Origin of the sequence: Rhizobium redzepovicii, from assembly GCF_019793435.1 — a bacterium.
Taxonomy (GTDB): Bacteria; Pseudomonadota; Alphaproteobacteria; order Rhizobiales; family Rhizobiaceae; genus Rhizobium; species Rhizobium redzepovicii.
The window spans coordinates 230,835-249,085 of record NZ_JAILYH010000004.1; the positions used below are offsets into that span (position 1 = coordinate 230,835).

17 protein-coding genes and 5 tRNA genes are annotated in these 18,251 nt (G+C 59.6%); 9 read left to right on the top strand and 13 right to left on the bottom strand.

Translation table 11 applies throughout. The features are described from left to right. Window positions 1-91: 91 nt before the first annotated feature. The 4 genes from K6N12_RS08205 (at window position 92) to recJ (ending at window position 5,002) form a co-directional block, all read left to right on the top strand. Window positions 92-1,309, top strand: a complete 1,218-nt coding sequence (locus tag K6N12_RS08205) for an LL-diaminopimelate aminotransferase (protein ID WP_003586883.1) — start codon at window positions 92-94, stop codon at window positions 1,307-1,309. A gap of 62 nt (window positions 1,310-1,371) precedes the next feature. Continuing rightward, the gene (locus K6N12_RS08210; protein ID WP_097625334.1) at window positions 1,372-2,697 is read left to right on the top strand and encodes a homoserine dehydrogenase; all 1,326 of its coding nucleotides are present in this window, start codon (window positions 1,372-1,374) and stop codon (window positions 2,695-2,697) included. A 176-nt stretch (window positions 2,698-2,873) separates the two neighbouring features. Further along, entirely contained in the window at window positions 2,874-3,119 is a 246-nt protein-coding gene (locus K6N12_RS08215; protein ID WP_097625335.1) for a hypothetical protein, read from the top strand. Window positions 3,120-3,199: 80 nt separating this feature from the next. Further along, complete coding sequence (gene recJ / locus K6N12_RS08220) at window positions 3,200-5,002, top strand: single-stranded-DNA-specific exonuclease RecJ (RefSeq protein WP_097625336.1); 1,803 nt, start codon at window positions 3,200-3,202, stop codon at window positions 5,000-5,002. A 49-nt stretch (window positions 5,003-5,051) separates the two neighbouring features. On the opposite strand, the gene K6N12_RS08225 is transcribed toward recJ, so the two are convergent. The 5 genes from K6N12_RS08225 to gloA all read right to left on the bottom strand — a co-directional run bounded on the left by K6N12_RS08225 (window position 5,052) and on the right by gloA (window position 7,648). Beyond that, a tRNA-Glu gene (locus K6N12_RS08225) sits at window positions 5,052-5,126 on the bottom strand. Between the two features lie 432 nt (window positions 5,127-5,558). Further along, window positions 5,559-5,633 (bottom strand) — tRNA-Glu (locus K6N12_RS08230). 75 nt (window positions 5,634-5,708) lie between these two features. Beyond that, window positions 5,709-5,783 (bottom strand) — tRNA-Glu (locus K6N12_RS08235). 197 nt (window positions 5,784-5,980) lie between these two features. Next, window positions 5,981-7,042 (bottom strand): YcbK family protein, encoded by a 1,062-nt coding sequence (locus K6N12_RS08240; protein ID WP_222148800.1) that lies wholly within the window; start codon window positions 7,040-7,042, stop codon window positions 5,981-5,983. A 165-nt stretch (window positions 7,043-7,207) separates the two neighbouring features. Next, complete coding sequence (gloA, locus tag K6N12_RS08245) at window positions 7,208-7,648, bottom strand: lactoylglutathione lyase (RefSeq protein WP_097625338.1); 441 nt, start codon at window positions 7,646-7,648, stop codon at window positions 7,208-7,210. A 194-nt stretch (window positions 7,649-7,842) separates the two neighbouring features. Between gloA and K6N12_RS08250 the strand changes: the two genes are divergently transcribed. Then, window positions 7,843-8,421: a cold-shock protein gene (locus tag K6N12_RS08250; RefSeq protein ID WP_003573434.1), complete on the top strand. Its 579-nt coding sequence runs from the start codon at window positions 7,843-7,845 to the stop codon at window positions 8,419-8,421. 1 nt (window position 8,422) lies between these two features. Then, window positions 8,423-8,911, top strand: a complete 489-nt coding sequence (locus K6N12_RS08255; protein ID WP_097625339.1) for a DUF192 domain-containing protein — start codon at window positions 8,423-8,425, stop codon at window positions 8,909-8,911. A gap of 32 nt (window positions 8,912-8,943) precedes the next feature. Here the strand turns inward: K6N12_RS08255 and K6N12_RS08260 are convergent. After that, window positions 8,944-9,020 (bottom strand) — tRNA-Arg (locus tag K6N12_RS08260). Window positions 9,021-9,077: 57 nt separating this feature from the next. Continuing rightward, on the bottom strand, window positions 9,078-9,383 hold the full coding sequence (locus K6N12_RS08265) for an ETC complex I subunit (protein ID WP_097625340.1): 306 nt from the start codon (window positions 9,381-9,383) through the stop codon (window positions 9,078-9,080). Window positions 9,384-9,978: 595 nt separating this feature from the next. Between K6N12_RS08265 and K6N12_RS08270 the strand changes: the two genes are divergently transcribed. After that, window positions 9,979-10,055: transfer RNA gene (locus K6N12_RS08270), tRNA-Pro, on the top strand. A gap of 287 nt (window positions 10,056-10,342) precedes the next feature. On the opposite strand, the gene K6N12_RS08275 is transcribed toward K6N12_RS08270, so the two are convergent. Both K6N12_RS08275 and K6N12_RS08280 read right to left on the bottom strand, forming a co-directional pair. Next, entirely contained in the window at window positions 10,343-12,385 is a 2,043-nt protein-coding gene (locus K6N12_RS08275; RefSeq protein WP_131710881.1) for a choice-of-anchor Q domain-containing protein, read from the bottom strand. Between the two features lie 767 nt (window positions 12,386-13,152). Further along, entirely contained in the window at window positions 13,153-13,485 is a 333-nt protein-coding gene (locus K6N12_RS08280) for a hypothetical protein (protein WP_012557530.1), read from the bottom strand. A 221-nt stretch (window positions 13,486-13,706) separates the two neighbouring features. On the opposite strand from K6N12_RS08280, the gene K6N12_RS08285 reads away from it, so the two are divergent. Further along, a complete protein-coding gene (locus K6N12_RS08285) occupies window positions 13,707-14,102 on the top strand; it encodes a hypothetical protein (RefSeq protein WP_003586717.1) in 396 nt (131 codons plus the stop codon). A gap of 123 nt (window positions 14,103-14,225) precedes the next feature. On the opposite strand, the gene K6N12_RS08290 is transcribed toward K6N12_RS08285, so the two are convergent. Beyond that, window positions 14,226-14,537 (bottom strand): hypothetical protein, encoded by a 312-nt coding sequence (locus K6N12_RS08290; RefSeq protein WP_097625342.1) that lies wholly within the window; start codon window positions 14,535-14,537, stop codon window positions 14,226-14,228. 169 nt (window positions 14,538-14,706) lie between these two features. Continuing rightward, window positions 14,707-15,147 (bottom strand): DUF3597 domain-containing protein, encoded by a 441-nt coding sequence (locus tag K6N12_RS08295; RefSeq protein WP_097625343.1) that lies wholly within the window; start codon window positions 15,145-15,147, stop codon window positions 14,707-14,709. A 505-nt stretch (window positions 15,148-15,652) separates the two neighbouring features. Between K6N12_RS08295 and K6N12_RS08300 the strand changes: the two genes are divergently transcribed. Then, the gene (locus tag K6N12_RS08300; protein ID WP_097625344.1) at window positions 15,653-16,225 is read left to right on the top strand and encodes a hypothetical protein; all 573 of its coding nucleotides are present in this window, start codon (window positions 15,653-15,655) and stop codon (window positions 16,223-16,225) included. A gap of 78 nt (window positions 16,226-16,303) precedes the next feature. Here the strand turns inward: K6N12_RS08300 and K6N12_RS08305 are convergent, their stop codons facing one another. Beyond that, entirely contained in the window at window positions 16,304-17,077 is a 774-nt protein-coding gene (locus K6N12_RS08305; protein ID WP_097625345.1) for an amino acid ABC transporter ATP-binding protein, read from the bottom strand. Window positions 17,078-17,095: 18 nt separating this feature from the next. Further along, a complete protein-coding gene (locus K6N12_RS08310) occupies window positions 17,096-18,250 on the bottom strand; it encodes an amino acid ABC transporter permease (protein ID WP_097625346.1) in 1,155 nt (384 codons plus the stop codon). Window position 18,251: the final 1 nt, after the last annotated feature.

The following is an 18,251-nucleotide window of genomic DNA, read 5'->3' on the forward strand; positions in this document are numbered from 1 at the left end:
GCGTTGCGATTCTGAAGTTCGTGTCGCAGCCGCCGGGAGACGGAACGAACTTCGACTGCGGCCCGAAAGCCGCCTTTCCATGGGGAATGAAATGGAAGAGTTTCACAAAGTCCGGCGTTTGCCGCCTTATGTTTTTGAACAGGTCAACCGTTTGAAAGCAAGCGCGCGAGCGGGCGGCGCCGATATCATCGATCTCGGCATGGGAAACCCCGACCTTCCCACTCCCCAGTCGATCGTCGACAAGCTGTGCGAGGTCGTGCAGGATCCGCGCACCCACCGTTATTCGTCCTCCAAGGGCATTCCGGGGCTGCGCCGCGCCCAGGCCGCCTATTATGCCCGCCGTTTCGGCGTCAAGCTCAACCCGGATACCCAGGTAGTCGCCACCTTGGGCTCCAAGGAAGGCTTCGCCAATATGGCGCAGGCGATCACCGCGCCCGGCGACGTCATCCTCTGCCCGAACCCGACCTATCCGATCCACGCCTTCGGCTTTCTGATGGCGGGCGGCGTGATCCGCTCCATGTCAGTGGAGCCGGATGAGAGCTTTTTCCCGCCGCTTGAGCGCGCGGTCCGGCATTCGATCCCGAAGCCCCTGGCACTCATCCTCAACTACCCCTCGAATCCGACTGCCCTGGTCGCGACACTCGATTTCTACAAGGACGTCATCGCCTTCGCCAAGAAGCACGACATCATCGTGCTTTCCGACCTTGCCTATTCGGAGATCTATTTCGACGGCGCTCCGCCGCCGTCGGTTCTCGAGGTGCCGGGTGCAATCGATGTGACGGTCGAGTTCACCTCGATGTCGAAGACCTTCTCCATGCCTGGCTGGCGCATGGGCTTTGCCGTCGGCAACGAGCGGCTGATCGCGGCGCTCACCCGCGTCAAGTCCTACCTCGACTACGGCGCCTTCACGCCGATCCAGGTGGCGGCGACGCATGCGCTGAACGGCGACGGCTCCGACATTGCGGAGGTTCGCAACGTCTACAAGCGCCGCCGCGACGTCATGGTCGAAAGCTTCGGCAAGGCGGGCTTCGACGTGCCGCCGCCGGCTGCCACCATGTTCGCCTGGGCGAAGATCCCGGAAAAGTTCCGTCATCTCGGCTCGCTTGAGTTTTCCAAGCTGCTGGTCGAGAAGGCCGACGTCGCCGTTGCTCCCGGCATCGGCTTCGGCGAACAGGGCGACGACTACGTCCGTCTGGCGCTCGTCGAGAACGAACACCGCATCCGCCAGGCTGCGCGCAACATCAAGAAGTTCATGTCGACGGCAGACGAAACGATGCACAACGTCATTTCGCTGAACGCGCACCGTTAATCCAACTCTTAAAGGCAGCCGCGTCCTGCGGCTGCCGCCACACAGACATTCAGGATCGATCCATGGCAGATGCCCTCAAAATCGGCATTGCGGGCTTGGGCACCGTTGGCGCCTCGCTAGTCCGCATCATTCAGCAGAAGAGCAACGAGCTTGCCGTCACCTGCGGGCGTCCGATCACCATCACGGCGGTCTCCGCGCGTGACAAAAGGAGAGACCGCGGCATCGATCTTTCCGCTGTTACCTGGTTCGATCGGCCGGAAGATCTTGCCGAAAAGGGCGATATCGACGTCTTCGTCGAGCTGATGGGCGGCGCCGAAGGGGCTGCCAACACCTCCGTACGCGCCGCACTCAAGCGCGGTCTCCATGTGGTGACAGCCAACAAGGCGCTGCTTGCCTATCACGGCGTCGAGCTTGCGACGATCGCCGAGGAGAAGGGCGCGCTTCTAAACTTCGAGGCCGCAGTCGCCGGCGGCATCCCGGTCATCAAGGCGCTGCGCGAATCGCTGACCGGCAATGCCGTCTCGCGCATCTATGGCATCATGAACGGCACCTGCAATTACATCCTGACCAAGATGGAAAAGGAGGGGCTTTCCTTCGCCGAGTGCCTGAAGGAAGCCCAGCGGCTGGGTTATGCCGAGGCCGATCCGGCCTTCGATATCGAGGGCAACGACACGGCCCATAAGCTTTCCATCCTGACGACGCTCGCCTTCGGCAATCGCATCGCGGCCGACGATATCTATCTCGAAGGCATCACCAACATCTCGATCGAGGATATCCACGCTGCCGCCGAGCTCGGTTATCGCATCAAGCTCCTGGGTGTTGCCCAGCGAACCGACACCGGCATTGAGCAGCGCGTGCATCCGACCATGGTGCCGGTCGATTCGGTCATTGCCCAGGTCGATGGCGTCACCAATGCTGTCGCAATCGAATCCGACGTGCTCGGCGAACTGCTGATGGTCGGTCCCGGCGCCGGCGGCAATGCGACGGCCTCGTCCGTACTTGGTGATATCGCCGATATCGCCAAAAGCCAGCCGGGCGCGCAGCGCGTACCGGTGCTCGGCCATCCCGCAAAGGCGCTGGAACCCTACCGCAAGGCGCAGATGCAGAGCCACGAGGGCGGCTACTTTATCCGCTTGACCGTGCTCGACCGCACCGGCGTCTTTGCCAGCGTCGCAACCCGCATGGCGGAAAACAACATCTCGCTGGAATCGATCGTCCAGCGCTCCAAGCAGCATCTGGCGCCGTCGCACCACCAGACGATCATTCTCGTCACCCACGCGACGATGGAAGAGTCGGTGCGCAAGGCGGTCGCCTCGATCAAATCGGAAGGCTATCTCTTCGGCGAACCGCAGGTGATTCGCATCGAGCGGCCGAAAGAAGAAGCTTAAGCCTTTCCAGCCGGCGAATATCAGCCGCCCTGTCTTGTTGAACTGGCAGTTCAACAAGACAGGGCGGTTTTTTTGTTGATCGTCCGGGCTCCCCTTACGGAAGTCTATATTAACAAATACCGAAATATTGATATAAATAAAACCATAGATGGTGAGTCGTCGGCGTGGAGAATTTCATGAGCAAGGACAGCCACGCCGGCAAGGGGTATGGCCGCCCGAGCGAGGTGCCGCCGGACCGTCCTGATATGCTTGGGGAAATTCTCAAGCCGGCCTACCGTGACATTCGCGAAGAGGTCCCTGATGAGGCTGACGGCGATGAATACACGGAAGGCCGCAACTGGGCTATTCTGCTGACGCTGTTCTCCTTCCTGCTCGTGCAGCTTGCCGGCGTCGCCGCAATCATCTGGGCGGTGTTCTGGTAAAAATCCGTGTCTGTAAATCCATCGCTATGTTATCTCCGCTGCTTCTGTAGAAAGAGCAGATGAAGTCAGCGGAGTATGGCATGGCAGATCTCGTCGATCCGGTACAGCGCGCGTTTCTCGGCGTGGAGAAATCCGCGCTCGACAATCGCTGGGTGGCGCGGCTCGACCAGGCCGGGCAGAACCGGGCGCTGGCCATGTCGCAAATCCACGGCATGCCGGATCTGATCGCCCGCGTGCTGGCCGGGCGCGGCGTGACGGTGGACGAGGCGATCGAATTCCTCGATCCGACGATCCGCGGCCTGATGCCCGATCCGCATGTTTTGACGGATTGCGAAAAGGCCGCCACCCGCCTGGTGAGCGCCATCGAGCGCGGCGAGAATGTCGCGATCTTTGGCGACTACGATGTCGACGGTGCGGCTTCCTCGGCGCTGATGTTTCGTTTCCTCACTCATTTCGGCGTCAAGGCGCACATCTATATTCCCGACCGCGTCTTTGAAGGCTACGGCCCCAATCCGGCGGCGATCAACCAGCTGATCGACAACGGCGCCCGGCTGATCGTCGCGGTCGATTGCGGCTCGACCAGTCACGAGGCGCTGGCCGCCGCCGCCGCGCGCAATATCGATGTCGTCGTCATCGATCACCACCAGGTGACACATGAGCTGCCGCCCTGCCATGCGCTCGTCAATCCGAACCGCGAGGACGATCTGTCGGGGCAGGGGCATCTTTGCGCCGCCGGCGTGGTCTTCATGGTGCTGGTCGCCACACTGAGGCTGCTGCGGGCGGCCGGCAACAAGGGCATCCTGGCGCTCGACCTCTTGCAATGGCTGGATATCGTCGCGTTGGCGACAGTCTGCGATGTCGTGCCGCTGAAGGGCCTCAACCGCGCCTATGTGGTGAAGGGGCTGGTCGCCGCCCGCCACCAAAGCAATGCCGGGCTTGCAGCGCTGTTCCGCAAGGCCGGGCTCGCTGGCCCTGTCACACCCTATCATTTCGGCTTCCTGATCGGTCCGCGCATCAATGCCGGCGGTCGGATCGGCGATGCCGCGCTCGGAAGCCGCTTGCTGACGCTCGATGACACGGGGGAGGCTGAGGTGATCGCCCAGCGCCTGGATGAGCTCAACCGCGAGCGCCAGGCGATGGAGGCGATCATGCTGCAGGAGGCTGAGGCCGAAGCGCTCGCCGAATATGGCGACGGCGAGGGCGCCTCCGTCATCGTCACCGCCCACGAGAAATGGCATCCCGGCATCGTCGGACTGATCGCGGCGCGGCTGAAGGAGAAGTTCAAACGGCCGGCCTTTGCGATCGCCTTCGATACCTCCGGCCGCGGCACCGGCTCGGGCCGCTCTATCAACGGCTTCGACATGGGCCGGATGGTGCGCGCGGCGGTCGATGAAGGGTTGCTGATCAAGGGCGGTGGTCACGCCATGGCCGCGGGGCTGACGGTCGAGCGCGCCGATCTCGGCAGGTTGAGGACCTTCTTCACAGAGAAGTCGGCAAGAACCGTGGCGAACCTCGTCGCCAACGAGACCTTGAAGATCGACGGGGCGATCGGCGCCAGCGGCGCCACGCTCGAACTCATCGACCGCCTGGAGGCCGCCGGCCCCTATGGCTCCGGCCACGCCCAGCCGCTCTTTGCCGTGCCGGCGCATCGGGTGCGCGATGCACGCCTGGTCGGGGAGAAACATGTGAAGGTGACGATGGAGGCAATGGATGGATCGCGGCTCGACGGCATCGCCTTCCGCGCCGCCGATACGGCACTCGGCAATCTTCTCATCAATTCACGCGGCGCCAGCCTGCATGTTGCAGGCTCGCTCGGTGCCGAGCATTACCAGGGCGCCCGCCGCATCCAGCTTCGCGTCTGCGATGCTGCGCCGGCAAAATAAAATAGCCGCGCAAAAAATGCTGACGATGTGGAGTTCAGAGAGAAGAAAGTGGCACGCCCTAGGGGAGTCGAACCCCTCTTCCCAGAATGAAAATCTGGTGTCCTAACCGATAGACGAAGGGCGCTTCCTTCGTGGTGGCGCCCTTATAGTCAGCACCTTCAAAAGCCGCAAGCGCCAAGACGCGAAAAAATCATCGTTTTCGCCGATTTATTTGTGGCTGTGGAGAAACGTGGCGCTATGCCGATAAGCCAGTTGCGGAGGCCGCAGAGATACGCGCCTCAGAATGTCGCGCAGGAGACCCATTGCCAAGTCTGTTGCAGTTGGTGATCCGCATTGCGGGCTGTGCAGGTACGTAGACGACCGGGGCGGGCGGGTACTGTTGTCCTCGGAATCGGAAGTCGAGGTTCGACGCATTCAGAGCCGACCTGTTTCGTTGCAAATGGGGAATGCCCAGAAATCCATCAACAAGCGTCTTAGTCAAAGAGGGCGGGGACGACACCGTCTGTCGGACAGGCTATTGATCCGGTGCCGCGCCGGTAGTTGATTTGGATAAAATTGGTACGCCCTAGGGGAGTCGAACCCCTCTTTACAGAATGAGAATCTGTCGTCCTAACCGATAGACGAAGGGCGCAGGCCGGCCCCGTTAAAATAGGAGCACGCGCAGACTTCTGCAAGCGGATGCAATGGCTTCTATATGGAGAGAAAGTGGCACGCCCTAGGGGAGTCGAACCCCTCTTCCCAGAATGAAAATCTGGTGTCCTAACCGATAGACGAAGGGCGCTTCCTTCGTGGTGGCGCCCTTATAGTCAGGCGTTATGAATCCCGCAAGCGGCAAATTCGGTTTCTTTCAAAAAAATGACAGGAAATCCGAATGCGTTCGAGGAGCTGATTATTGAAGCTGAATCAACGGGCTGCCGGCTATCTCTTCAACAAGACGAGGCGGCGCTTCCGTAAGGTCATGCGAAGAACGCGCGGCCGTCAGATCGCTCTTGCGGTCGCCATAGGCGCGCGTTTGCCGCCGCAGCCGCAGTTCCAGTCGCGACTTTTGCCGGTATCGAGATGGACCGAATCCGTGTGGCAATAGGTGCCGACGCCGCCGCGGTTCGGCAGTGAGCGGATATAGGCGGCGATATCCCATTTCGTGACGCCGTCGATCTGAATGTCGGCCGCCTCGCAACTCTTGTGCATCGATTCGTCGGCGCCGCCGACCAGGCGGTTATGCTCTTCGTCGCGATAGCCCGACGTAACGATGACAGGCCGGCCGAAATGGGTTTCGACCGTCTTGATCACGTTCAGCAGCTCGGGCTTGAAGCAGCCGACCTCGACCTTGTCGTTCTGGACATGCAGCCCGTTCGGCGCGATCCGCGTCATGCCGGGCAGGGACGCTTTTTGCAACAGGCCGGTGAGGCTGCCGAGCAGGTTCTGCTTCGGCGCGCTGTAGAGCGCATTCATCGTCGGGGCCGGATTGCCGTCTGCCGCCAGCGACGCCGTTTGGACGGGCACAAGCTGTGTGCTGCCATTCTGCGAGGATTGTTGCGGCAGCACCGGATCCGCAGGCGGTTCTGTTACGGGTTGCTGGCTGTAGACGCTGCTTCTGGCGGGTGCTGCACCGACAGGCGCATAGGCCTGCGGCTGAATGACAGTCGACGTGCTGTTGTTCTGCGGCGCCGGCTGGTGGTCGGAAAAGATGCTCATGGCCTGCGCGTTGATCCGGGTCGACTGCAGCACCAGCCCGCCGATATTGGCAGGCGCTGCCGCCGCCGGATCGGCCGGCGGTACGGGGGCATTCGGATCTGCTCCTACGGCCTGGGGCGCGGCTTGGGCGCCGGAGACATTGACGAGCCGGGGATCCGTGTAGACCGAACGTGGGGCAGGGCTTGCGGGTGCCGCCGCGGCAAGCTGCGGTGCGGCTGCCTGCGGTGCCGGAACGGCTGCGGCGGAATCGAGTGCCTTCTTGTCCGACGCGCAGCCGGACAGCGCCAGCACCGAAGTGGCGATCAGCAAAGCGCCCGTCAGGGGCCGCATCTCAATGTTACGCAAGCGACAGTCTCCAATTGATGCGGAAAATGGTCGAAAACCGCCATCTTCCGCGTCGAGTCGTCAGGAGATTGCCTGCGGGGCCGGGTCGCGGCAAGCGTCAAGGCGCCGGCCGGACCCGAAATCGCAAAAGCCGCAAGCCTCGCAAAAGCCTTGCGGCGAAAAGCCTTACCAGGCGCCGGTATTGCCCATCGAGGCCCAGGGTTCGGCGGCGGCGAGCGGGCTGCCTTTCTGCAGGATTTCGATCGAGATGCCGTCGGGCGAGCGCACGAAAGCCATGTTCCCATCGCGCGGCGGCCGGTTGATGGTGATGCCGTTGTCCATCAGCTTCTGGCAGGTTGCGTAAATATCGTCGACCTCATAGGCGAGGTGGCCGAAATTGCGTCCTCCGCTATAATCTTCCGTATCCCAGTTATAGGTAAGCTCGAGGCAGGGAGCCTTTTCGCTGCGCGCACGGTCGAGATCGTCGCGAGCAGCCAGGAAAACCAGGGTAAAGCGGCCCTTCTCGTTTTCGTGCCGGCGAATCTCCTCCAGCCCGAACAGGGTGGTGTAAAAGGCGAGTGAGGCGTCCAGGTCTTTGACGCGAACCATTGTATGGAGATAACGCATTCTATCTACTCCTTTATTGGGTCTGGCTTTTTCGGCGAGCTGAGGTCAGCTTCGGGCAAGTCATCGATATAAAATGTGCAGTTGGGAATAACCGAAAACTAGGACTTGCGCTTATCCGTTACCAAGATGTTAATCTTGATTTCAAGAATCAGTTAACCGTAACAGTGTGACGCGTATTCGAGGGGCTGGCGACTATGGCTGACAGGATTTCATCGAACGAATACTCCGACCTTGACGAGCTATCGGCAGAGGCGGTCGATCTTGTTGAAATCACCGGCGTCGTCAAGTGGTTCGACGTCGCTAAGGGTTTCGGCTTCATCGTGCCCGACAACGGCATGCAGGATGTTCTCCTGCACGTGACCTGCCTGCGCCGCGACGGCTACCAGACGATCCTCGAGGGAACGCGTATCGTCGCCCTCATTCAGCGCCGCGAACGCGGCTACCAGGCTTTCAAGATCCTTTCGATGGATCAGTCGACTGCGGTTCATCCCTCGCAGCTGCCGCCGGTGCGCACGCATGTGCAGGTCACCGCGACGAGCGGCCTCGAGCGTGCGCTGGTCAAATGGTTTAACCGCACCAAGGGCTTCGGCTTCTTGACGCGCGGCGAGGGCACCGAAGACATCTTCGTGCACATGGAAACGCTCCGCCGCTTCGGCCTGACGGAACTGCGCCCCGGCCAGGTGGTGCTCGTCCGCTTCGGCGACGGCGAAAAGGGCCTGATGGCCGCGGAAATCCATCCCGACATTCCGAGCCCGGCCAGCCGGTCGCATTGATATGCGTGACATCGTCCTTCTTCATGCGATCAAAAGCGCCATCCTGGCGCTTTTTTTCATGGTCGCGCTGCCGGCTTTCGCCGAGGAGCAGGTCCGCTTCGACAAGGAGCCGCTTCTTATCCAGACCGCCGCGGGCAAGGTGCTGCACTTTACCGTCGAGATCGCCTCGACGCCGGATCAGCGCGCCTACGGGCTGATGTTTCGTAAGACGATGGCAGATGATGCCGGGATGATCTTCGATTTCGACGAGCCCAGGCGCGTAACCATGTGGATGGAAAATACCATCCTGCCGCTCGACATGCTTTTTGCCGACGACACTGGCACGATCCGCCACATCAAGGAAAACGCGACGCCCTATTCGCGCGATATCATCGATTCGATGACCCCGGTGAAATATGTCGTCGAACTCAATGCCGGCATCGCCGCCAAACTCGGGATCAAACCGGGCGACAGAATCGTCAGCGCCACGACGACCAAGAAGTCGAAGTGACGAGCCCGGGCGGCTTCAGGTCATTAAATTTGTGGCGACCCCTGCAGGAATCGAACCTGCGACAACCTGCTTAGAAGGCAGGTGCTCTATCCAGCTGAGCTAAGGGGCCGTCTGGCGATCGCGTTCAGGGAGCGCGATCGGATGCGGCAGTTCTGGACGAGAAATCTCAATGCGTCCAGGGCTGCGTGCGGGTATAGCGGAAATTATCCGGATAGGCGACAACCTGGCGAACCGGATCCTTCGGCGCGATCACCCGGTATTCGATGCCGTTGCGCTGGGCATAGGCTTCGGCCAGTTCCTGTGTTTCAAAAGTGAGTTTCACCTGCTGGCGCGTATCGCCGGAGGAGGTGTAACCCATGATCGGATCGATCTTGCGCGGCGACTCCTGATCGAATTCAAGCACCCACAGATGGGTCTTGGCCTTGCCGGACTGCATGGCGGTCTTGGCTGGACGATAGATCTTGGCAGACATGACTGCGCATCTCCGACTATGCGGGCAACACCCGCCTTTAATGGTCTCATTTCTCGTTGCCGAGGCTCTTGCTTCATCTTGAGAGATAGCGCGAAGAGATGAATTTTGCTTATCCGCGAATCCCCGCCTTTTCAAGAAAAAAGGCGGCGTATGACGCGTTGCCGGTACCATCGCGATGATAGGGCGATGCTGCGGAAGCAAGACACCGGCAGACAGGCCGGTTGCGCAATATTACCGATCGTCTCATGTTGTGATCATAACCTGATTGCCGCGGCCAACCCGCGGGACTATTTACGGCGCAGTCAATTTCAGTGGATTGCACGCATGATGAGACGTTCGGCGGAGTTCAATGCCATTGTGATCGGGGCCGGCATTACGGCTTTCTTCTACGTTGCCATTAGCTACGCTCAATATATCGGTCTGCTCGAACGCGGCTGAGGCAGCGCTCTCCTGACGTCTAGTTGCGTCCGGCGGTGCAGACGCGCGTCATGCAGCTTTTTCTAGAGACATCGACGTATCAGGCGGGATTCTTCGACCCGCGCTGGATTTATGGGTTGCGACGGCGAAGTGAACCGTGTATCTCCCCGCCACGGCACGGAGTGTAGCGCAGTCTGGTAGCGCATCTGGTTTGGGACCAGAGGGTCGGGAGTTCGAATCTCTCCACTCCGACCATTCAATATCCCGATATCTTGCATCTTTGACAGCCGCATCATGGCCCGCATTGTCGGGCGTGCTGTCGGCCAACTGCTTCCGGAAACGGATGACAGACAGATAAAGCGCGTCGCATCAAACTTGATTGATGCGACGCGCTTTAGCTTTGTTTTATGCATGATTGCCACGTTAGTCACCAGCAACCTTCCGTCGACGATGACGGAGACCTTGGTGTCCGAACGCCTGATCGGCGCTCGGATGTCAGCACGATGGTTGTGGCGATCGGACGACCGCCACAACGGGGACAATTACAGGAGAAAATCGCCTGCCCCCAAGTGGACCAAGCCCTTCAGCTGAACCTCGAAGTCATGAACACCGTCGCCGTTCGTGTCGGCCTGGATAACGGTAACATCGTTCGCGGTTCCGGACTGGTCGTCATAGTGCCAAGCGAGCGCGCCAGCCTTGTGGTCGAACAGGGCATTCTCCTGTGCCTGAAAATGGAAGGTTCCATTGCCCGCCGCAGAGCCATTCGCATCGATCGCCGAGAGGTCGATCTTATCGATGCCGTGCTGGAAGTCGGTGATGACGTCGCGGTTCAAGCCGGACCCGGTTTCCGTCGGTGCTTTCAAGATAAACTTATCCTCGCCGGTGCCACCGGTCATAATGTCCTTTCCGGCACCACCAATCAGGACATCATTGCCGGCGCCGCCATCCAGCTTGTCCGCGCCAGCCCCGCCAGTGAGAACGTTGCCGCCGCCGTTGCCGCCGGTCAGTACGTCGTTGTAGCTTGAGCCGGTCAAGTTTTCGATACTGGCGATCTTGTCGCCGGTCGCCTCGCCGCCCGATGCGACCTTAGTCGCCAAGTTGACGTTGACCGCGCCGGAGCCCGCATAGCTGGCGGTGTCGTTGCCAGTACCGCCGTCGAGCGCGTCCGCGCCGGCCCCGCCCTTCAACACATCACTACCACCGAGACCCTTGAAGGTTTCGTTGCCGCCGTTCGACTGACCGGTGTGTGGCAGGATATCGTTGCCATTGGTGCCGACGAATTCCTTTGTCGGCGCGGTTGGCGTTGTCGGTTGCGTCGGGGTGGTTGGCGTTGTTGGCGTTGTCGGTTGCGTCGGCGTTGTCGGCGTTGTCGGCGTGGTTGGCGTTGCCGGGGTCGAGCTGGAGCCCGATTCGTAGGCACCGATATCGACAGTTCCAACGACGCGAGCGTGGCCGTCCAGATCGACCGATGCGACACCGTATTTGCTGGTTCCGCTGTCGATCGCCGACGAGCCGGAGCCGAGGTGGAAGTTGTCGCTCGCTGCCCCCGCGAATGTCGGGTCGACGCCGAGCTTATTGCCGTTCGCCGTGCTGGGCATCGCGTTGCCGCCGTCGGTCTTGACCGATGCCTGGCCGGCCGTGCCGTTGTAGGTGATGTTGTTGGCCCAGACGACGTTGCTATTGGCGCCACTGGTAGACGTGTTATCGATCGCAGTGTTGTTCTTGTTCACCGATGGGTCCGCTACGGCGACGTTGTTGACCCAGGTGTTGTTGTTCGACGCGGAGTTGCTGAGCTCGCCGCGCCAGGTGCCGGTGTTCGCGTTGTCCTGATTGTTGTGGTATGCGGTGTTGTTTTTCACCGTGACAGAGTCGCTCCAGGTAACCTGAATGCCCTTGCCACCGTTCTCGTAGACGAGGTTGTTCTCAACCAGGGTCTTGAACGTGTAGTTCGGATGACCGCTCGACTGCGTGCTCTGGAAATCGTCGATGATGATGCCATTGCCATCGGTGTGTGCACCCGCCTTCGTGACGTTGTCGTGTGAGATATTGTTCCGCACGATCGTCCGGTAGCCGTCCGTCGAGGTATCGCCGGTAATGTTCCGGTTCTCGTAGATCGAGATGCCCGAGTACCAGCCGGACGACGCGTTATTGTACGTCTCGTTCCCTTCGACCCGGATGAAGTCCGATTGGTTGAACTGAATGCCCGACTCGCCGCTGTCGTGGACAGTATTGTTGAGGATCTGGATGTGGTGGACGTTGTTCGCTTCGATGCCGTCGCCAGTGCCGCCCTTGATGTCAAAGCCGTCGATGACCACGTAGTTGCCGTTGACACTGATCCCGGTGTATGAGCCCGCTGGCGGCCGGATCAGCGCCCCCCCGGGCACTTCCGAGCGCAGTGTGATGTTGCCTGCCGCTGAGCCGTCCTTGTCGATGTTGATGGACTCGTTGTAGGTCCCCGCTTTCACCACGACCTCGTCGCCGGGCTTGAGGTTCGACGCCATCGCGTCACCGATCGTGCGGAAAGGCGAGGAGGCACTGCCGTTACCGCTGCTGCTGCCAGTCGTCGCTACGTAGTATGTTGTCATTGTCTTGTTCCTCAACCCCTGCCCGTTAATATTTCAGGTTAATCATGTCTTACGGCGGGGGGTTATAGGGCGACATTTTGGAGGGCGCAACAGCAACGCAACGGTAAGTACTTGAGAAACATAGCCATATTGCTGCCACATTATCCCAATCACTTCGATGTTACGTTTTGAAATATTTGTAGAATTTCGAGTCGCCCAAATTGGGGCAGTATAAATGTCTCGCATTTCGCGAATTATTCTTTCTGCAACTATAGCGAAATGCGTCTATTGAAAACATTAGAAAAACCTGACGGCGTGACTGGAATCCTGTCGTCAGAGGCGGAACCGACATTTTTTTCTGAATTTAGCAATTTTTGGGTAAAATCACCCTAAAAATGCGGGCGGATCGCGATGGTTAGGGGAGGCAGGACCGTAGAATCGCCCGCACTTCGGGGCCCAGAATAAGCCCCGCTCAAACGGATCGGCGATCAGGAAATGCTCTCGTTTTCTGATCTCGATGCAGCATTCGGGTACTCTGAACGCCGCGGCAGGCATGCCGCAAGAAGCGCGCCTGCCACGCCGGGGAAGTCCCGCTCTATGACATCGAGCTTGCTCCGACGGCTGTTGCGATGTCAGCCGTCGCCGAGAAACATCGGCTTTGCAAGGCCTGTCGGCGATACGACCTACAACGGCAACGAAACGTGCCTAAGGTTTGAATGCAAACCGCGTTTCGAGCGGGCCGTTGACGGCTTGCAAGGTCGAGGCTGCAAGCCGTCGCTTGACCCAGTTTAACGCCCTTGGAAAATCTTGATCAGCTTCGGTGTGAACTTGTGGCTTTTGATGTCAACGAAGTCATCGTAGGTGGCGCGACCGGAAATCATCGCCGCTAGAAGCCGATTGCAGGCAACGCGCGGAGCGTCTTTGTCCGAAGCGTTTGTCACGATGCCAGCGTTGCGGCGCGCATTTGCATCGAAGCTCTTCACGCAAATATTGACAGCCTCATTTCTCGCTCTTGCACTCCCCTGCGTCAAAGTAACGAAGGAATCATATTCCTGGCGAGTCGGTACGCAGGCAGCGAGCAAGGCCATGGCAATCAATACTATTATGGTGCGAGTAGGCATTGTTACCTTATTCCTTTAAATATCCGATGGTCGGTTTCTGGTGTTTATTTCGATTCGTGTGATGCAGGAAAGACAACGCGCAAAAATTGCGATGTCGCCCAGAAGAAAAATTGCTGCATTTTGACAGTTCAGCCCTGCCGTATACTGCCCTAATCACAATAGGCGGGATGTTGTTTCGCCCGACGGGTTGTAATTTGCCGCCAATCCTGAGGAGGCGGAACATGAGAACCATCCTATCCAGCGTCGGCGCTGCGGCCTTCATGCTGTCGGCTGTGAACACCTATGCCGTCGATCTTCCGGCCGGCGCCAAGAAGGTCACGATGGAAGAGTTTAAAGCATTTGCTGATGGCAAGCATGTGAAGGTGGAGATCGTTGATCTGGACAAGCCCGTGACCGCTGATCTGGTCTGGAACTGGAAGAAGGGCACGATCACCGGTAAGGCTGATGTCGGCGGCAAAACGATCGACGTGAAAACCAAACTCACATTCAAGGGCGATAAAGCTTGCTCCAATGGCAAGGGCGAAAAACCGAGCTGCCATTCGATCTATATCGACGGCGACAAGTTCTACGAAGTTCGCGATGATATGAAAGTTCATGCGGTCTCGACGGTCGGCTGAAGCTGCGGCTCGATTAAGGAACTTGCTGACATGTGGGCAGTCGCAGTGGACACGGCCCGCCAACACGGCGGGCTGATGTTTTACCTTGAAGGCCCATGACGGATCTGCGCTGCCCGGATCTTCTTAGCGATCGAGGAAATGCTCGAAGTAGATCTCGGGGATCGGGTAGGCGTAGACGCCTCTATCGACGAAGCCGTGTCTGTAGAGGCAGTTTCTCAGCGCCGCGTTGTAATGCAGGCTTTGCGGATCCGGCGAGCCGCGTCGCCAGGAACCCGCCTCCGGCACGCACCACCGGAGCGATTTGTCGTATCGAGCCAGGAGGACCGGATCGGTATCGACCCGGATGCCGCTGTAGGATTGATAGTTTGAAGGAGACTCCGCGGCCGAAATACAGCCCAAGCTAAGCGCAACGCCAACGACTGCCATCAATTTCATTGGATTTAGTTCTCCCCTGATCGATTATCGAAGTAATCGAGCGGAACGTTATTGGTTCCAATGCCTGCGGGCAAGGGGACTTGTGGCCTGCGGTCTGAGCGGCGCATGGACTGGATTGCCGGCGCTCCGTGACAGATGAGCCTCGATCGCGAAGCGCCGGGCTCTTCGATCAATCCAGGAGATCGGCCGGTACTTTGCCGCCATTTTCCGACAGGCGTTTCATCAGTGCCTTGTGCAGCCACATATTCATCTTGGCGGAATCACCGATGTCGCCGGTATAGCCGAGTTCAGAGGCGAGCTCCTTGCGCTCGGCCATGCTCGCATCCATTCCGACCGCTTTCATCAAATCCACGATCGAGTGGCGCCAATCGAGTTTCTGGCCGCTCTTTTTCACGGCCGCGTCGAGGATCGGGACGATATCGACATTTGCTGTGGACGGTGCCGCGGCCGGCTTGCTTTGAGCGGGAGAGGCGGCAGGTGCGGCACTGGGCGCTGCCGGCGGCGAGACGGGCGCCTGGGCGGGTTGCGTCTTCGGCGCGCCTGATGCAACGGGTTCGGCTGCTTTCGCTTCTCCGAAGATTGCATGTTTGATCTTGTCGAAAATGCCCATTCTTGAACCTCCAGTTCCATTAGATGAGAACATGCTGAAACATGGACTTCCTGCCTGATATATCCAGACGGAGGGGAGTTATTTTTGCCTATCTCAATCGATGATGGAAAATCCAGTTTCAAGGCAAGGTGCAGGCGACCCGCAAAACGCTGCGAATGGATCAATCGCCGTCCAGTCGCATCGAGATCTGCGCTTTTCTTGCCCGCTGTGAAGATTGCTGACGCGGCCGGGAAGGAAATACTCGGCCGGCACTCCGGCCGATGCAAGACATGCTCGCTTTCGGCACAGTCGGGTTGGCAATTCGTATTTCAATAACCGTGAAAGATCATTGTACGCCACAGAGCCGACTTGCCCCGCTGTGTTGTGAAACATTCGTCATCCCTTCACGTTGCCTTGCCATGGATGTCCCGCAGGTTGCAGGCGTCCAGACGATCGAAGGCACGCGCGTTCCTCGATTTTCGATTGCCGGGCAGATCGCTTGGCGAATGGGAAACGGAGGAAAAACATGACCCATAATCACAATGGACTATCCCTGGCGGTGCTTGCATCCACCTGCGCCCTGCTTGCCATGCCGGCAAGCGATGCACACGCCATCGATGTCGGCGTATCGGTAAATGCCGGCAATGCCGCCAGCGCCGATGTCGGGGCGTCGCTTGGCGGCGGCAGTGGCATCCGCGCCGATGCCAATGCTTCCGTCGGCGGTTCGAGCGGCGTCAACGCCAATGCGACCGCCAATGCCGGCGGCGGCCGGGGCGTTGATGCCGATCTCAATGCACGCATCGGCGGCTCCAGTGGGCTTGATACCGATGCCACGGCCTCGGTCAGACGCGGCAGCGGCATCGATGCCAATCTCGCCATCGGCGGGGCAGGGGGCAGCAACAAATCCGCGGCAGACGGTAACCTCAGCGCATCGCAGGCCCGCATCCTGGATGACTTCCGGTCGAGGCCGGTCAATGAGCAACGCAAGATGCTTGTCCGTTGCGTTGATATCTCATCGCCTGGCGGCTCGGCCTCAGGTGGTTCTGATTCCGGCCTTGCCGGTCTCTGCAGCCTGCTGCAGGCGTCAGCCTCGCGCTGAACGTGAAAGACCCGCCGAACCGGAAGGCACGGCGGGTCTTTCAAATTGCTCGGTTCCCCAGCCTTATGCAGGATCTGCCTAATGCAGGATCTGGCTGAGGAACAGCTTGGTGCGTTCGTGCTGCGGATTGTCGAAGAACTCGGCCGGGGAATTCTGCTCGACGATCTGGCCCTGATCCATGAAGATGACGCGGTTGGCGACCTGGCGGGCAAAGCCCATTTCATGGGTGACGCACAGCATGGTCATGCCTTCCTCGGCAAGGCCCACCATGGTGTCGAGCACTTCCTTGATCATCTCGGGATCGAGCGCCGAGGTCGGCTCGTCGAACAGCATGATCTTCGGGTTCATGCATAGCGACCTGGCGATCGCCACGCGCTGCTGCTGGCCGCCGGAAAGCTGTCCCGGATATTTGTTGGCCTGCTCGGGGATCTTGACGCGCTTGAGGAAATGCATGGCGATTTCTTCCGCCTGCTTCTTCGGCATCTTGCGCACCCAGATCGGCGCCAGCGTGCAATTTTCGAGGATCGTCAGGTGGGGGAAGAGGTTGAAGTGCTGGAACACCATGCCGACTTCGCGCCTGACCTCGTCGATCTTCTTCAGGTCGTTGGTGAGTTCGGTGCCGTCGACGATAATGCGGCCCTTCTGATGCTCTTCCAGGCGGTTGATGCAGCGGATCATCGTCGACTTGCCGGAACCCGACGGGCCGGCGATGACGATGCGCTCGCCGCGCATGACCTTAAGGTTGATATCGCGCAGCACGTGAAAATCGCCGTACCACTTGTTCATGTTGATGATATCGACCGCCACTTCCGTTGCGGAAACGGTGAGCTTTTTAGCTGGAGCTTCAGCCATGATTGTTTTCCCTCATTCTTATCGTTTGTGGCCGGTATCGAGATGGCGTTCAATGAATGCTGAATAGCGCGACATGCCGAAGCAGAAAAGCCAGAAGGCGAAGCCGGCAAAGATCAGGCCGGTCAGCGGCGTGACGGCGCTGGCCCAGTAAGCGTCGCTGAAATTCAGGCGGACGATGCCGAGCAGATCGAACATGCCGATGATCGAGACCAGCGATGTGTCCTTGAACGTACCGATGAAGGTGTTGACGATGCTCGGTATGACCAGCTTGATCGCCTGCGGCAGGATGATGAGCCGCATCTTCTGCCAATAGCCGAGGCCGAGCGAATCGGCACCCTCAAACTGACCCTTCGGGATCGCCTGCAGACCGCCGCGGATAACCTCCGCCATATAGGCCGAGGTGAAAATCGCGACGCCGATCAGCGCCCTGAGCAGTTTGTCGACATTCCAGCCGGTGGGCAGGAAGAGCGGCAGCATGACGCTTGCCATAAACAGCACGGCGATCAGCGGAATGCCGCGGACGATCTCGATGAAGCCGATGCAGACTGTGCGGATGATCGGCATATGCGAGCGCCGCCCAAGTGCCAGGATGACGCCGAAGGGAAGCGATACGGCGATGCCGACGAAGGAGAGTACCAGCGTCACCATCAGGCCGCCCCAGAGCGAGGTCTCGACCGGCTCAAGCCCGAAACCGCCGCAGAGCAGCCAAATGGACAGAAGCGGCAATGCGATGAACAGCAAGATGGCGTTCAGCCCCTTGCGCGGGGCGCGGGGGATCAGCATCGGCACCAACAGGACGATGAACAGGATGCCGACGATCGTCGGGCGCCAGCGCTCGGAGAGCGGATAACGGCCATAGACGAACTGATCCATCTTGGCGTTGACGAAGGCCCAGCAGGCGCCACTCCAGCCATCCGGCTGGATGCCGCCCTGCACGGTTGTCGCGCAGAATGTCCGGTCCGGGCCGCTCCAGACGGCCTGGACGAACAGCCAGTTGATCATATGCGGCAGTACCCAGGCGAGAACGGCGAGTGCAAGCACCGTCATCACTATATCCTTGGGTGTCGCAAGCAGGTTCTTGCGGACCCAGGCGAGGGCGCCCCTTTCGCCGGGAGGGGCCGGTTCGGGTGCCAGCATGGCGGTTCTGACGAAGGATTGGTTCGATATCGACATC

Bases quoted from the DNA above. Each gene is read 5' to 3' on its own strand.
- K6N12_RS08205 (WP_003586883.1), top strand. From the start codon at position 92: ATGGAAGAGTTTCACAAAGTCCGGCGTTTGCCGCCTTATGTTTTTGAA.
- K6N12_RS08210 (WP_097625334.1), top strand. From the start codon at position 1,372: ATGGCAGATGCCCTCAAAATCGGCATTGCGGGCTTGGGCACCGTTGGC.
- K6N12_RS08215 (WP_097625335.1), top strand. From the start codon at position 2,874: ATGAGCAAGGACAGCCACGCCGGCAAGGGGTATGGCCGCCCGAGCGAG.
- recJ (WP_097625336.1), top strand. From the start codon at position 3,200: ATGGCAGATCTCGTCGATCCGGTACAGCGCGCGTTTCTCGGCGTGGAG.
- gloA (WP_097625338.1), bottom strand. From the start codon at position 7,648: ATGCGTTATCTCCATACAATGGTTCGCGTCAAAGACCTGGACGCCTCA.
- K6N12_RS08250 (WP_003573434.1), top strand. From the start codon at position 7,843: ATGGCTGACAGGATTTCATCGAACGAATACTCCGACCTTGACGAGCTA.
- K6N12_RS08255 (WP_097625339.1), top strand. From the start codon at position 8,423: ATGCGTGACATCGTCCTTCTTCATGCGATCAAAAGCGCCATCCTGGCG.
- K6N12_RS08265 (WP_097625340.1), bottom strand. From the start codon at position 9,383: ATGTCTGCCAAGATCTATCGTCCAGCCAAGACCGCCATGCAGTCCGGC.
- K6N12_RS08275 (WP_131710881.1), bottom strand. From the start codon at position 12,385: ATGACAACATACTACGTAGCGACGACTGGCAGCAGCAGCGGTAACGGC.
- K6N12_RS08280 (WP_012557530.1), bottom strand. From the start codon at position 13,485: ATGCCTACTCGCACCATAATAGTATTGATTGCCATGGCCTTGCTCGCT.
- K6N12_RS08285 (WP_003586717.1), top strand. From the start codon at position 13,707: ATGAGAACCATCCTATCCAGCGTCGGCGCTGCGGCCTTCATGCTGTCG.
- K6N12_RS08290 (WP_097625342.1), bottom strand. From the start codon at position 14,537: ATGAAATTGATGGCAGTCGTTGGCGTTGCGCTTAGCTTGGGCTGTATT.
- K6N12_RS08295 (WP_097625343.1), bottom strand. From the start codon at position 15,147: ATGGGCATTTTCGACAAGATCAAACATGCAATCTTCGGAGAAGCGAAA.
- K6N12_RS08300 (WP_097625344.1), top strand. From the start codon at position 15,653: ATGACCCATAATCACAATGGACTATCCCTGGCGGTGCTTGCATCCACC.
- K6N12_RS08305 (WP_097625345.1), bottom strand. From the start codon at position 17,077: ATGGCTGAAGCTCCAGCTAAAAAGCTCACCGTTTCCGCAACGGAAGTG.
- K6N12_RS08310 (WP_097625346.1), bottom strand. From the start codon at position 18,250: ATGTCGATATCGAACCAATCCTTCGTCAGAACCGCCATGCTGGCACCC.